This is a genomic window from Pseudomonas sp. YuFO8, from assembly GCF_035065025.1.
Taxonomy (GTDB): Bacteria; Pseudomonadota; Gammaproteobacteria; order Pseudomonadales; family Pseudomonadaceae; genus Aquipseudomonas; species Aquipseudomonas putida_AE.
This window is the reverse complement of the sequence record NZ_JAXDEQ010000025.1, coordinates 1-14,739: the sequence shown is the minus strand read 5'-3', so window position 1 is coordinate 14,739 and position 14,739 is coordinate 1. Positions and strand designations below refer to the sequence as shown.

General features: G+C 58.1%; 14 protein-coding genes. 8 read left to right on the top strand and 6 right to left on the bottom strand.

The window, feature by feature from the left end; all coding sequences use genetic code 11:
- Positions 1-87 precede the first annotated feature (87 nt).
- Positions 88-1,161 (top strand): NAD(P)-dependent alcohol dehydrogenase, encoded by a 1,074-nt coding sequence (locus SOP95_RS20920; RefSeq protein WP_323608148.1) that lies wholly within the window; start codon positions 88-90, stop codon positions 1,159-1,161.
- Positions 1,162-1,208: 47 nt separating this feature from the next.
- Here SOP95_RS20920 and SOP95_RS20915 read toward each other — a convergent pair whose 3' ends face one another.
- Positions 1,209-2,894: a sigma-54-dependent Fis family transcriptional regulator gene (locus tag SOP95_RS20915; RefSeq protein ID WP_323608147.1), complete on the bottom strand. Its 1,686-nt coding sequence runs from the start codon at positions 2,892-2,894 to the stop codon at positions 1,209-1,211.
- Between the two features lie 422 nt (positions 2,895-3,316).
- On the opposite strand from SOP95_RS20915, the gene SOP95_RS20910 reads away from it, so the two are divergent.
- The 7 genes from SOP95_RS20910 to SOP95_RS20880 all read left to right on the top strand — a co-directional run bounded on the left by SOP95_RS20910 (position 3,317) and on the right by SOP95_RS20880 (position 8,997).
- Positions 3,317-3,571 (top strand): phenol hydroxylase subunit, encoded by a 255-nt coding sequence (locus SOP95_RS20910; protein WP_274075295.1) that lies wholly within the window; start codon positions 3,317-3,319, stop codon positions 3,569-3,571.
- Positions 3,572-3,611: 40 nt separating this feature from the next.
- Complete coding sequence (locus tag SOP95_RS20905; protein WP_323608146.1) at positions 3,612-4,607, top strand: aromatic/alkene monooxygenase hydroxylase subunit beta; 996 nt, start codon at positions 3,612-3,614, stop codon at positions 4,605-4,607.
- The gene (locus tag SOP95_RS20900; protein WP_274075293.1) at positions 4,604-4,876 is read left to right on the top strand and encodes an MmoB/DmpM family protein; all 273 of its coding nucleotides are present in this window, start codon (positions 4,604-4,606) and stop codon (positions 4,874-4,876) included. The genes SOP95_RS20905 and SOP95_RS20900 overlap by 4 nt, the downstream gene beginning before the upstream one ends.
- Positions 4,877-4,932: 56 nt before the next feature.
- Entirely contained in the window at positions 4,933-6,489 is a 1,557-nt protein-coding gene (locus tag SOP95_RS20895) for an aromatic/alkene/methane monooxygenase hydroxylase/oxygenase subunit alpha (RefSeq protein ID WP_274075292.1), read from the top strand.
- A 73-nt stretch (positions 6,490-6,562) separates the two neighbouring features.
- Positions 6,563-6,922, top strand: a complete 360-nt coding sequence (locus tag SOP95_RS20890; RefSeq protein ID WP_274075291.1) for a phenol hydroxylase subunit P4 — start codon at positions 6,563-6,565, stop codon at positions 6,920-6,922.
- A gap of 10 nt (positions 6,923-6,932) precedes the next feature.
- Positions 6,933-7,994, top strand: coding sequence for an NADH:ubiquinone reductase (Na(+)-transporting) subunit F (locus tag SOP95_RS20885; RefSeq protein ID WP_274075290.1), 1,062 nt, complete (start codon positions 6,933-6,935; stop codon positions 7,992-7,994).
- A 91-nt stretch (positions 7,995-8,085) separates the two neighbouring features.
- Positions 8,086-8,997, top strand: a complete 912-nt coding sequence (locus SOP95_RS20880) for a SphA family protein (RefSeq protein ID WP_274075356.1) — start codon at positions 8,086-8,088, stop codon at positions 8,995-8,997.
- A 166-nt stretch (positions 8,998-9,163) separates the two neighbouring features.
- Here the strand turns inward: SOP95_RS20880 and SOP95_RS20875 are convergent, their stop codons facing one another.
- The 5 genes from SOP95_RS20875 to SOP95_RS20855 form a co-directional block, all read right to left on the bottom strand.
- Entirely contained in the window at positions 9,164-10,411 is a 1,248-nt protein-coding gene (locus SOP95_RS20875) for an OprD family outer membrane porin (protein WP_274075289.1), read from the bottom strand.
- A gap of 241 nt (positions 10,412-10,652) precedes the next feature.
- On the bottom strand, positions 10,653-11,837 hold the full coding sequence (locus tag SOP95_RS20870; protein WP_274075288.1) for a M20 aminoacylase family protein: 1,185 nt from the start codon (positions 11,835-11,837) through the stop codon (positions 10,653-10,655).
- 4 nt (positions 11,838-11,841) lie between these two features.
- Entirely contained in the window at positions 11,842-13,131 is a 1,290-nt protein-coding gene (locus tag SOP95_RS20865) for an MFS transporter (protein WP_274075287.1), read from the bottom strand.
- Between the two features lie 329 nt (positions 13,132-13,460).
- Positions 13,461-14,384, bottom strand: a complete 924-nt coding sequence (locus tag SOP95_RS20860; protein ID WP_274075286.1) for a LysR family transcriptional regulator — start codon at positions 14,382-14,384, stop codon at positions 13,461-13,463.
- A gap of 80 nt (positions 14,385-14,464) precedes the next feature.
- Positions 14,465-14,739: LysR substrate-binding domain-containing protein (locus SOP95_RS20855; RefSeq protein ID WP_323608145.1), on the bottom strand; the 275-nt coding region annotated here is incomplete at its 5' end.

Genomic DNA, 14,739 nt, shown 5'->3' with positions numbered 1-14,739 from the left:
GCGCGCCATCAACCTTTGATCCGGCAATCCATCAGCGTCCCGATTTCGTGCTGAACTCAATCGCAGCACTGATCAGGAGGGATCACCATGGCCACCATGAAAGCCGCAGTATGCGTCGAGAAAAACCGGATAGTGCTCGACGACAAACCCATCCCCGAAGTCGGCCCGCTCGATGCCCTGGTTCGCATAACCACCACCACGATCTGCGGCACCGACGTGCATATCCTGCGTGGCGAATACCCTGTCGCCAAAGGCCTGACAGTGGGCCACGAGCCAGTCGGCGTCATCGAACGACTGGGCTCGCAGGTGCGCGGTTTTGCCGAAGGCCAGCGTGTGATCGCGGGCGCAATCACCCCCAGCGGGCAAAGTTACGCCTGCCTGTGCGGCTGCGGTTCACAGGATGGCCCGGACACCCGGCACGGTTTTCGGGCCACCGGTGGCTGGAAATTCGGCAATATCATCGATGGTTGCCAGGCTGAATACGTATTGGTGCCGGATGCGTTGGCCAATCTGTGCCCGATACCGGACGGCCTCAGCGACGAACAGGTGCTGATGTGCCCGGACATCATGTCCACCGGCTTTTCCGGGGCCGAGCGAGGCGGGGTGGAAATCGGCGATACCGTCGCGGTGTTCGCGCTGGGGCCTATCGGGCTCTGCGCGGTGGCCGGCGCACGCCTTAAAGGCGCGACCACGATTATCGGCGTCGATGCGGTCGCCGAACGCATGAGCGTCGCCAAACAACTGGGTGCAACCCATGTGGTCAATTTCAAGGACGGCGATGTGGTTGAACAGATCATGGCCCTGACCGATGGGCGTGGTGTCGATGTCTCCATCGAGGCATTGGGCACCCAGGGTACGTTTGAGTCGGCACTGCGGGTTTTGCGTCCGGGTGGTCGGCTTTCCAGCCTGGGGGTTTACTCCAGCGACCTGCGCATTCCGCTGGACGCTTTCGCTGCCGGTCTGGGCGACTACAGCATCATCACGACCTTGTGCCCCGGCGGCAAAGAACGCATGCGGCGCTTGATGGCGGTGGTGGAAAGTGGCGGGGTGGATCTGTCGCCGCTGGTGACTCATCGCTACAGGCTGGATGACATTGAAGCGGCGTATGATTTGTTTGCTCATCAGAGGGATGGGGTGATGAAGGTGGCGATTACTCCGTAGAGCCGATTGCAACCTTTCGCCCCCACCTGCGAACCTCAACCTGATCCTTAGCCCACGGGCAGCTTCTTCAATCGATAGGCCAGCGCTGGTCGCGTTATGCCAAGTAAGCGGGCAGCTTCCGAGACGTTCTGATTCGCTCGATCCATAGCGCCCTGTAACAGCTGTTGTTCCACGTCATCCAGACTCACCCCCATATCGAGGAGCCTGTCCACCCAATCATCTGCGGGCTGAAGCTTCTGGCTGACCAGGTTACCTTCGCTCGACAGCCCAATGCTCAGTGCCTCTACAGACATGTGCGGGAAGAGCGCCTCCACCGATATCGTCTTGTTGTTGTCCGTGATGATCACACCACGCTCCAGCAGGTTTTCCAGCTCGCGAATATTGCCCGGCCAGTCATAGCGCAAGCACGCCTCGTAGGCACGATCGGATAGGCCGAGGGTCTTTTTTTCGTAGCTCTGGTGCAACTTTTCCAGGAAGTGATCAATCAAGAGGGGGATGTCTTCGCGACGATCACGCAATGCCGGAATTCGAACGGGATAGACATTCAGGCGGTAGTAGAGGTCGGCTCGAAATCTTCCATTCTTTACCGCCTGGCCCAGGTCTTCGTGTGTCGCGCCGATTACGCGCACGTCCACTCGTCGAGTCTGGCTATCGCCCACCCGTTCGAGTTCTCCCTCCTGCAGCACACGCAATAAACTCGCCTGGGCGCGTGGAGAGAGTTCGATGATCTCGTCAAGAAACAGGGTGCCTCCATGTGCCCGCTCGAAGCGGCCCATGCGAGATTGTTGTGCACCGGTATACGCGCCTCTTTCAACGCCAAACAGCTCGGCTTCTATCAGGTCCGGGCTGATTGCCGCACAGTTCATGGCAATGAAAGGACCTCCCGCACGCTCACTGCGCAAATGCAGGCTGCGGGCGATGACTTCCTTTCCGACGCCCGTTTCACCCAACAGCAACACGGATGCTTTTCCTGGCGCGACCTTGTCAATCAGTTCACAGGTCTTGCGGTAAACGGCAGATTGGCCAATCCCGTAAAACTGACCTTCACGCAACTCGAGGCGTTGATTCATGTTTTCGACTTGAAGCTGCAGGGTGCGCAACTCATCGATGATTGGATCACTCTGGAAGTAGCGCATGAAGGTATCGGCATCCTCCCACTCTTCAGCGGGTTTACCGATGATGCGACACATGCTGTCGCCACAGCCGCGGCAGCTGACTTCCTTGTAGATGATCTGACGACCCGTGAAAAATGACGAATAGCTGATCGCGTACCCGAGCAAGGTCCAGCAGACGGGTTGATCGGAATGCAGCTGCTCGCTCTGATGGTTCTCGACCTCGAACGAGTCGATCCATTCGATTTCGGCGTAGAAGGTTCCTGCCTCGATATCAATGTTCATGACGATCGGACGTACCTTGACCATACCCTTGAGCGAGTGCAGTTGAGGGCCTATCAGGAACATGTCGATGTCACTGCCGTTGGGGCGTAATTTGCGGGCCAATTCAGCATCTTTCAGGCCGGACTGATAGCCCAGCCGCAGGAAAAACCCCTTTGCACGCTCTTCGCCGATCGTCTCGATGAGCTCTCGGCGAAACGATGCCATCGATGAAACCTGCATCAGCATCATCCGCTGTTCATCCAGCCAGATTTTCCCCTCACTGCCGAGGAAGTGGATGCGATCGGTCAGATCCTTGAGCAGCGCGGAGTGCTCCGAGGCTCGGTACTTCATGGTCATGCAAACACACCCCTAAGTCTTTTTTGTTGGTGGGGATGATTCGTCACCCTACGCCCAGGCTGAGGCGCGTTTTGGGGGTGCGAACCAGAACTCTTGCTACTTGCGCTCCTTGAAAACTCCCTATCCGGAGCGTCCTGAAAACTGTCTTGAAGGCATCGCCAACACAGGGTCAAGGATAGTCCGAATGGTCATTGTCATGTATGGGCTATTTGCTCAAATCGGCAGGCCCGGGATTGATCAAATGATCAAATCGTCGCAATCAGCACTCACTCCAAATTAACCCCGGGATTAGAAAGCAGAACCCTGGAGAGTGGTTTATCTATCTGTTTTATAAGATATTTATTTTTTGTTTTTTCCTCACTGCTGTTGCTGGCACCGTTGTTGCTCCGTCTCCCTGCAGAACAACAGGGGAGTACCCGAGCATGAACCAACCTGGTAGCAACTTCGACCAAATGCCGCGCTTCATCCGAGTGCGCAGCAAGCCGGAAGATGCCTTTGTCGAATTCGATTTCGCAATCGGCTACCCGGAGCTGTTTGTCGAGCTGGTGCTGCCGCATCAAGCCTTCAAGCAGTTTTGCCAGAACAACCATGTGCAACACATGGACGCGCAAATGTCCGACGCCCTGGACGCCGATGCACGCAAGTGGCGTTACGGCGACTCCCGCGAAGCTGAATAAGCCGCCCCCCCAAACAACAACAACTACAGGAGACCGCTCCATGAGTGTCGAGATCAAGACGACGACTGTCGAGACGATCCGCAACACCTTCAGCCATACCCGTCGCCGTTTTGGCGACAAGGTTGCCAGCCGTTATCAGGAAGCCAGTTTCGACCTGGAATCGGCGACCAATTTTCATTATCGGCCGCTGTGGCAACCCGACAAACTGCTCAACGATGCCACCCGTACCGATGTGGTCATGGCCGACTGGTATGCCGTCAGCGATCCGCGCCAGTACTACTACGGTGCCTATGTCCAGGCCCGGGCCAAGATGCAGGAAAACGCCGAGCACGATTACGCCTTCTGTGAGAAGCGCGACATGCTCGCCAGCCTGTCGCCAGAAAATATCCGGCTGATCAGTACGCTGTTGCTGCCTCTGCGCCATGCGGAGCTGGGCGCGAACATGAACAACAGCAACATCGCCGCCGATGGCTTCGGCACCAGCGTCACGCAGATGCACATGTTCCAGGCGATGGATCGATTGGGCATCGCTCAATACCTTTCGCGCATAGGACTGATGCTCGATGACGGCGACGTCCAGCTTCTCGCCCAGGCCAAACAGTTGTGGCTCAACGATTCTGCCTGGCAGGGGATGCGCCGCTACGTCGAAGACACCCTGGTCATACGTGACTGGTTCGAACTGACCGTGGCGCAGAACGTGGTCAGCGATGGCCTGGTTTACCCGCTGATGTTCCACAAGCTCGACGAGCATCTGTCGGCCAACGGTGCCGGCCAGGTCGGCATGCTGACCGAGTTCATGCGCCTGTGGTTCGCCGACAGCCAGCGCTGGGTGGACGCCCTGCTCAAAACGGTGATCAACGAAAGCCCTGAAAACAAGGCAATGGTGCAAGGCTGGGTCGATCGCTGGAGCCAGCGCTCGCTTGAAGCCTTGGCCCCATTGGCAGCCAAAGGTCTCGGTGTTGCTGCACTGGAAGCCGTCCAGGCGGATTTCACCGCTCGCTTGAAAAAAATTGGCCTGACAGGAGCTGCCGCATGACTTCCCTCGTTTACATCAACCTGCAAGACACCGATTACGCACGCTCGATCGTCGAAGCCATCACGACCGACAACCCCCACGCGGTTGTCCAGCATCAGCCGTCGATGATCCGCATCGAAGCCAGTAATCGCCTTGAAATTCGTCGCGAAACCGTAGAGCAGATCACCGGTACTCCTTGGGATATCCAGGAAATGCTGATGTACGTGATCACCCTGGGCGGCAACGTCGAGGAAGAGGACGACAGTTTTTCCCTGCACTGGAACAGCTGAGTGCGGCCATCGCGCCGTTAGCGTTTGTTCGATAACAAGAATTCTGGAGAGCCAGCATGGCCGTGAAAAAACGCCTCAATGCCAAAGAAAAATATCGCTGCATGACCCGCGACCTGGACTGGGAACCCAGCTACCAGACTCACGAGGACATCTACCCCCACGAGCGTTTCGAAGGGATCAAGATTACCGACTGGGACAAGTGGGAAGACCCGTTCCGCCTGACCATGGACACCTACTGGAAATACCAGGCCGAGAAAGAGAAAAAGCTGTACGCGATCTTCGATGCCTTCTCGCAAAACAACGGCCATACCACGCTGTCGGACGCCCGTTATGTCAACGCGCTGAAGCTGTTCCTGTCCGGTGTGACACCCCTGGAGTATCAGGCCTACCAGGGCTTCGCCCGGGTTGGCCGGCAGTTCAGCGGCGCGGGTGCGCGCATCGCTTGCCAGATGCAGGCGATCGACGAACTGCGTCACGTGCAGACGCAGATTCACGCCATGAGTCATTACAACAAGCACTTCAACGGCCTGCATGATTTCGCCCATATGCATGACCGTGTGTGGTTCCTCTCGGTGCCCAAGTCTTTCTTCGAAGATGCGCGCACGGCGGGTCCGTTCGAGTTCCTGACGGCGATCTCGTTCTCCTTCGAATACGTGCTGACCAACCTGTTGTTCGTGCCGTTCATGTCGGGTGCCGCGTTCAACGGCGACATGGCCACGGTGACCTTCGGTTTCTCCGCACAGTCCGACGAAGCCCGGCACATGACCCTCGGTCTTGAGGTGATCAAGTTCCTGCTGGAGCAACACGAGGACAACGTGCCGATCATCCAGCGCTGGATCGACAAGTGGTTCTGGCGCGGCTACCGCCTGCTGACGCTGGTCGGGATGATGATGGACTACATGCTGCCCAACAAAGTCATGTCCTGGTCCGAAGCCTGGGGCGTGTACTTCGAAGAGGCCGGTGGTGCGCTGTTCAAGGACCTGGAGCGTTATGGCATCCGTCCGCCAAAGCATGTCGAAGAAGCCAATATCGGTAAGGACCACATCAGCCATCAGGCGTGGTCGATCTTCTATCAGTACAGCCAGGCAACCAACTTCCACACCTGGATGCCGACCGACGAGGAGCTGGACTGGCTGTCCTCCAAGTACCCGGACACCTTTGACAAGATCTACCGCCCACGCTACGAGCACTGGCGCGCGCTGCAAGAGAAGGGTGAGCGCTTCTACAACCCGACGCTACCGATGCTCTGCCAGATCTGCCAGATCCCGCTGGGGTTTACCGAGCCTGATGAGCTCACGACCTTGAGTCATCGCAGCGCTGAGCACGAGGGTGAGCGTTATCACTTCTGCTCCCAGGGTTGCTGCGACATTTTCGAGTACGAACCCACGAAGTACATACAGGCCTGGTTGCCGGTGCACCAGATCCTCCAGGGCAACTGCGGGGCTGGCGATGTCGAGGGAGTTGTGCGCGATTACTACAACATCAATTCCGGTGAGGACAACTTCGAGTACCTGGGCTCCGCCGAGCATCGACGCTGGCAGGACTGGCACCCGAATGATCGTAACAGCGCGCCGACTACCCCTGCCGATCCGGATCTGCGCAAGACCGGTTGAGGCCTGGCGCTGAGCGACGAAGCGGGTGTTCGCATCCGCTTGCAAACTACCTGACAAGAAGAAGGACAAGATCATGCCCGTGACTGCCATTGGTGCCTACAGCGCCCAACCCCTGGATAGCCAGGACAACTTCAATGGCCTGCAGCTGGTGTACCTGTGCTGGGAAAAACACCTGATGTTCTGCGCGCCCTTTACCTTTCCTCTGCCACCGACCATGCCATTCGCAGCGTTCATCGAGCAGGTCGTGAAGTCGTCCATTGCGCAACATCCGGATGCCCCTCGTGTCGACTTCAGCCAGGCACTGTGGCGATTGAACGACCGGCCTTTCACTCCGGACTACGCGGCCAGCCTGATCGATAACGGCATAGACCATAAAAGCCTGCTGCATATGAACACACCCGGCTTGAACGGCATTGCCGGCACTTTCAACTGAGGAACCGGTCATGAGCTACCAAGTAACCATCGAACCCACCGGCGAGCAAATCGAAGTGGAGGAGGGCCAGACCATCCTGCAGGCCGCCTTGCGTCAGGGTGTCTGGCTGCCTTTCGCCTGCGGCCACGGTACCTGCGCCACCTGCAAGGTCCAGGTGCTCGAAGGCGAGGCAGATCTGGGGGCGGCATCGTCATTCGCCTTGATGGATATGGAGAGGGATGAAGGCAAGGTTCTCGCCTGCTGTGCCATTCCTCAAAGCGACATGGTGATCGAAGCGGATATCGACGCCGACCCGGACTTCCTCGGACACCCTGTCGAGGACTATCAAGCGGTTGTCACCAGGCTTGAGGATCTGTCGCCCACCATCAAGGGCGTGCATCTGAAACTCGACCGGCCCATGGCGTTTCAGGCCGGTCAGTACATCAACCTGCAACTGCCAGGTGTTGAAGGGACGCGGGCGTTCTCGCTGGCCAACACGCCAAGGCGCGCAGACGAAGTTGAACTGCACGTGCGCCGTGTAGACGGTGGATTGGCCACCACCCTGATCCACGATCAACTTCAAGTCGGTCACGCAGTGGAATTGTCCGGCCCCTATGGCCAGTTCTTCGTACGAACATCACAAAGCGGTGATCTGATATTCATCGCCGGTGGCTCGGGATTGTCGAGTCCTCAGTCGATGATTCTCGATCTGTTGGAAGCCGGTGATACCCGCCAGATTGTGCTATTCCAGGGCGCACGCAATCGAGCTGAGCTCTACAACCGCGAGTTGTTTGAAGAACTGGCACACGAGTTCAGCAATTTCACCTACGTACCTGCGCTCAGCCAAGCGGAGGACGACGAGGAGTGGAAAGGTTTCAAGGGCTACGTCCATGACGCTGCGAAACAGCACTTCGAAGGGCGTTTCAGCAGCCGCAAGGCCTACCTGTGCGGACCACCAGTGATGATTGATGCAGCCATCACCTGCCTGATGCAGGGGCGATTGTTCGAGCGCGACATTTTCATGGAACGCTTCTATAGCGCCGCGGATGGCGCAGCCGAAAGCACCAGATCGGCGCTCTTCAAAAAAATCTGATTTCACCCTGGAAAAAACGCCAACCCTGCTGGTTTGCCGACAACCGGCAGGGTACCGGCTGACTATAAAAACAACAAAATGGTCATCAACTATGAAAGCAGTACCAAACAAGACTTGCGCTCGTCATCTGTGCCACGCCGGTTTAATTTTGCTGGCCGCCACCAGCATTGGGGTTCAGGCCACCGAGAACGGCGGTTCCTCCTACCCCATGGGTTCTGAAAACTACATGTCGGGGGCGATGCCTCCACCGGGTCTTTATTCGCAGTTCTTCGTCAATCATTACGAGGCCGATTCACTGCGTGACAATAGCGGCGCCAAAGTGCCGGTGGATTTCAGGGTGCGGGCCAACGCCATTGCGCCGCGGTTGATCTGGGTCACTGAGCAACAAGTATTCGGGGGGAGCCTGGCTTTCCACGCAATCGCTCCACTCGTGGATTTGAAAGTAGAGCTCAACGGGCAATCGCAAAGCAAACAGGGCTTGGGCGACATGATTTTTGGTCCGGCACTCGGCTTTCATCACAGCGAGAAACTTCACAGCATTGTCGCCCTGGACTTTATCGCGCCCACCGGCGAGTACGATAAAAATGACTTGGCCAACCTCGGTCGTAACTACTGGGTGATCGAGCCTGTATTAGCGGTGTCTTATATCGACCCGAACGGGCTGAACATCGATGCCAAGACCATGTATGACTTCAACCTGCGCAATAAAGCGACTGATTACCGCTCAGGTCAGGAGTTACACATGGATTACGCAGTGGGTTGGGGGCTTGGTAATGGCTGGGTCGTGGGGGTGGGGGGGTACATTTACCAGCAGACCACGGATGACCGACAAGATGGCGATACCATAAAGGACAATAAAGGCAAGGTATTCGCTATTGGCCCTTCGGTGAAATACACCAGTGATAAGGGCTGGTTCTTGACTGCTAAATGGCAGCAGGAGTCCCAAGTTCGGAACAGGGCAGAGGGAGAGGCTTACTGGGTGAAACTGACCGTGCCTTTCTAATTTACTTTCAAGTTGATAGCCGCACACCCCCGGCCCGCTATTGCGGCAACTACCGCAATAGCGGGCCGTGCAAAAGCCGTCAGTGCGAATGACTTTGGCTTACTACCACTTCGGGCGATGACCCGCAAATGCAGGGTGGCCGGCTCCAGGCAGCCGAATGAGCGGCCTAGAACACCTTGATCGGTACGTTGACGATAAGCCTGAGCTCGTCCTCATTGCCTTCCAGTTGATAGTCACTGGCACGGTGCGAGGAATAACTGGTGATCAGGCTGATGTTCCTGAAGGTTCCCGATTGCACGGTGTAGCTGGCATTGACGCCCACTTCATAGTGGCTTTCACCCTGTTGCTTGAGTACCGAGTTGTAGATGCCGTTCGGGCCACCGTCGTAATGACTGCCGTCGATGCCCATGCCCTTGATGTACCAGAGCGTAGTCTTCAGGCCCGGTAGCCCATAAGCGACCAGGTCGTTGCTGTAGAACGCCCCGATCGAGTGCTCATTGGGGCCGTTGAAGAAGGACATCATGATATTGGGCAGGCTGATGGCATTGGACTCGAAGGGATAATCGAAATATTCGTCACCCTTGATTTTCTGCAGGCCGATCTTCAGCGAGTGGTTGCGCCATTGCGGCGTGATACTCAGGCCGTAGGCCTGCTGGTCGATTTTGCCGCCGATTTCGCGACCACTGGACCGGGTGTTATAGGCATCCAGTTGCACATCGACGTTGACCGGCCCCCAGTTGGTTTTTTTGCCCAGGCCCAGATACTGGCGATCCCAGATATCGTCGAAGCGAGAGACGTAGGCGCTGCTGCGCCAGCCCGCGCTCGACAGGTAGTCGGCCCCGGCGTAAGCGTTGAAGTCACTGGTGACCAGGGGCGAGCCATAAGTGGGCGTCAAGTCCTGGCTTCCGGCTCCCGTACGCGGCGAGCCCTTGTCGAAGTAGCCAGACTTGATCGTCAAACCTTCGATGTCACGGCTTTCCAGGGTCACCCCATTGAACGATGAAGGCAAGGTTCGGGTGTCGGTGTAGGACATCATCGGCGTCCGGACTTGCTGCCTGCCCACCTTGAGCAGTGTGTCGGCAACCTTGAACTTCAGCGCCGCGATGCCGAGTTTGCTCCAGTCATCGACCACATCGCCGTCCTGGTTCACCAGCAATCGGTTACTGCCGCCTGCCGCGGCTTCGCGGCTGCGTTCCAGCGCCACGGCCGAGAAGGTCGACAGATCCAGGCCAAATTTGACCGGCCCTTGGGTAAAACCGGAAACGAAGTCGAGCCTGATGCCTTGCAGCCAGGCGGTACGGTCACGCAGCTTGCGGACCCCGTCGGGTGTTTGCAGTTTGAAAAAAGTATCCTTGTGGCCGACCTCGTGTGAGTACCACTGACGGGTATTTAGCGTCAGTGAGCTGTCTTGCACAAAACCTTGTTCCTGGGCCTGGGCCTGGGAAGAACAAACTGCGGCCGCCAGCGAGCCGACGGTGAATAACGCCAAATTACCTGTGCGATACATAGACCTTGCCTGTTGTTGTTTTTAGGGCAGATAAGAAGTAAGTCGCCGAGTCATCGTTATGGATTTTTTGCGAGGGCAGGGCGTGGCCCGACTAGCCCATCAGGCCGCAGTGGGCCTGATGGCGGTCGTTCAAAAGCGGGTTGTCGGTTTAGCGGCTGCAGAGATAATCCTTCACCAGTTTCAGCCAGCAGTCAGAGCCGATGCGAATCAGCTCGTCATTGAAGTCGTAGTGGGGGTTATGCACGGAGCAGCCATGAAACTCGCCTTCGCCGTTGCCCAGGAAGAAGTAGCAGCCCGGAACCTCGGTCAGCATCCAGGCGAAGTCTTCTGTCGCCATTATCTTCGCCGCCTGGGGCAACAAGTGACCGGGCTTGAATAGCGGCTCCAGGCTTTGACGAAGCATCTGCGTTTCCGTCGCCGTATTGACCAGCGCTGGCGCCAGCTGCGTAGTTTCAAGTTCGATGTCGACGCCGAACATCTGTTCATGACCTTGAGCGATCTGTGCCAGGCGCTGATTGATTTTGCCTTCGGTCTGCGCAGTGTCTGTGCGCACGCTGATCAGCATCGAGGCCGTGTCGGGAATGATGTTGTAGACGGTGCCGGCTTCGACCATGCCGATGCTGATCACGGCGTGTTCATCAACACACAGATTGCGAGACTTCACTGTCTGGATCGCGTTGATCATGCTGGCCAGCACCGGTATTGGATCTACGGCGCGCTCGGGCATTGCGCCGTGACCTCCACGACCTTTGATCAAAACCTTCACGCATTCCGAAGAGGCCATGGTGGGGCCGGCCTGGACCACAGCGGTGCCCAGCGGTATTCCCGGCAAGTTGTGCAAGGCAAAGATCGCGTCACACGGAAAACGCGTGAACAGACCGTCGTCCATCATGGCCTTGGCGCCGCCCAGGCCTTCCTCGTCCGGTTGGAAAATCAGGTTGAGGGTGCCATTGAAGTCGGCGGACCGGGCGATTCGCCACGCGGCAGCCAGCAGGATGGCGGTATGGCCGTCGTGGCCGCAGGCGTGCATGCGGCCAGCGATCCGGCTGGCATGGGCGAAGCGGTTGTTCTCCTGCATCGGCAGAGCATCCATGTCGGCACGCAGGCCCAGGCGACGAGTGCCGCTGCCTCGACGCAGTACACCGACCACGCCATGGCCACCGATACCGCGATGCACTTCGTAGCCCCATTCTTCGAGCTTGCTGGCCACCAGTTCGGCGGTCAGCGGGGTGTGCGCGCCCAGTTCAGGGTTCTGGTGGATGTCCCGGCGCAGCTGGATGAAAGCATCCAGGTCCAGTTCGGCCGGGGTTTGGGTTTGGGTCAATGCATTCATCAGGTCACTCCCGACCAGGGTTTTCGGGGAATACCGCCAGGCACGCCAGGCTGATGGCGCCGCCGGCGAGCAGGTACAGGGCGGGCGCCTGGGGGTTATCCAGGGCCGCCGTGAGCCAGGTGGCGATCAACGGCGAGAAGCCGCCGAACAGGGTGACGCCGAAGCTGTAGCTGACGGCGGTGCCCAGCGCCCGGCGATTTTTCGGGAAGGCTTCCATGATCAGGGCGAAGAAAGCACCCGAACCGATACAGCCAGGCAGCACCAGCATCGCGATGACGAACATCGCCACCCACAAATTTGTGCTCAAACCGAGCAGGTAGAAGGCAGGCCACGCCATCAGCACGGGCAGGGTGATGGTCCAAGCCAGCAGTTTCTTGCGCAGGCCGTGGCGATCGGCAAAGCGCCCGGCCAGGGGCGTGATGACCGCCAGGCAGGCACTGGCCACGCAGGCAATGGCCAAGGCGCTGCGCTGCGGGTAACCCAGGGTGACCGTCAGGTAGGCGGGCATGTAGAAAATGAACAGGTAGATGCCGATGGTGGCGCTGGCCATCAGGCCGATCGCCAGCAGGGTGTGCCGCAGGTCGATGTGATCACGCAACCGACCGTCGCGTTTGCTCGGTTCGGCTTCGTGGGTTTCCGGCAGGCAACGGCGGATGTACCAGCCCAGCGGTCCGATCAGCAGCCCCAGCATGAAGGGGATGCGCCAGCCCCAGCTTTCAAGGTCCTCGACACTCAACGCGTTGTTGAGCAGCAAACCGAGACCAGCCCCGACCATGGCCGCGTAGCCTTGGCTCGCAGCCTGCCAACTCACATTGCGGCAGCGATTGGCCGTGGCGCTGGACTCCATCAGGTACACCGATGCTGTCCCTATTTCTCCGCCGGCGGAAAAGCCCTGGGTCAGGCGGCCAGCCACCAGCATCAAGGTGCCGAACAGGCCTATGTCCTGATAGGACGGCGCGAAGGCGATCAGCGCGGTGCCGAAGGTCATCAGACTGATCGTCAGGCTCAACGCGGCCTTGCGACCCCGGCGGTCGGCGAAGCGACCAATCACCACGGCGCCCACCGGGCGCATGAGAAAGCCGACGCCAAAGGTGGCCAGCGACATCAGTAGCGAGGCCATGGCCGATTGTGCGGGGAAGAAGTTTTTCGCGATCACCACGGCGAAGAAGCTGTAGATCGTGAAGTCATACATTTCCAGGGCGTTGCCTAGCGCGCAGGCGACAGTGGCTTTCCTGGAACCGATCGCGGGGGGCGTCGCGGCGCAGCGGAGGGGGGGCGCTTGCAGGGTAGTCATCGGTTTTTCCTGTGACAGTTTTGTTGTGCCCCGAATATCCGGCAAACACTGTCACTGCGCACTTGCGCTTTTCTTCGAGGATTAACCGTTGGTTAAGATGCGTAGCCGCCCTTGGCAAAGGCGGCGCCAGTTCGGTGCGATATTGCCCGATTATCGATCACACGCACTGTTTGACGACAGCGGCGCCGTCTTGCTGGCACAGCGCGCAGGCGGTTGCTGCAAGTTCCGGCCCTCTATCCGGGAGGTTAGGGCGACCGGGCCCAACGGATGGGGAGAGACTTAACCGTTAGGCATATCGTTGCGTTTTTCTTAAGTTTCTCGGGCCTGCGCTAGCGCGAAGAATCCGCTGTTTGATGCTTTGAGAGCACGTCTCTGATCGCGTAATAAAGGTCACGAGCCGTTGTGGTCAGCGCATTGCGGTCGATACAGACCAGGTAAATGGGGTACTCGGGGATGATTTCTTCGATCCTGACCTGTACCAGGTCTTCATTGAGCCCCTTGGGCAGTGAATTTTCCATGCCGGCTTCGCTGAGCGTCATGAAAGCATCGGCGTGGTGCAGGAGATCAAGCGCCAACAATACCGATGAGCACTCGGTAATCCGCTGCGGTGGAGGAATCTCGTTGTCTTCGAACATTTGATAGAACTGCGACGAGTGATCGTCGATGGCATCGAGGCTGATCCAGTTGGCGAACTGCAACTGACGAAGCGAGTGGGAATGGCGCAGCGGATTGTTTTTTCGACAGACCACCAGGCCCTGCATGCGGCTCAGCGCCTCCCAATCCAGGTTCAGCCTTTGGGTATGCTGTTGCGAGGTAATGGCGAAATCCAGCGTACCGTCCCGCAGTCGCTGCAGCATCAGGTTGGGCCGAAGATCCACCAGGCGGATCCGCACACGCGGATTCCTGGTCTGGAACCCGGCAATGCATTCGCCCAGGCCTTTGAGCACCGATGTCAGGGAAGTGACACCGATGGTGACTTCACCGACCTGCATATCCTTGATGTTTTCCGCCTCCAGTTGCAGGCGTCGCATGCTCTCGACCGTCAACTGTGCATGGCGAATGATGCGGCGTCCTTCGTCGGTGAGCGACATGCCCTTGTGGGATCGCTGCAACAGGGCCAGGCCCAGTTCGCTCTCCAGATCCTTGATCGATCGGCTGATGGCGGGTTGGGTGACATGCAGAATCTGCGAGGCTTCACTGATGCTGCCGGTCTGGTGGATGGCGACCAGTGCCTTGATTTGATGGAGTTTCACTTAACGACAGGTCCTTGCAGTGCGACGAAGGTGCTGCACGTTACTGCAAGGCCTGGGCGCAAAGAAACCGCTCAGGTGAATTAATCAGAGAACAACTCGAACATCAGCTGGCGCAGCCAGCGATTGGCGGGATCCTTGTTATAGCGTGCATGCCAGAACAGGTTGATTTCGATGTTGGGCAGTTCTACCGGCGTCGGCAGCACCGTGAGCCCGAAGGGATGTTCGCAACTGCTGGCGAATCGTTCAGGCACCGTTGCCATCAAGTTGGTGCGTTGCAGGATGTGGCCTACTGCGACGAAATGGGGGACCTCCAGGCGTATATTTCGCTCGATGCCGGCCCGCGCCAGGAACGTAT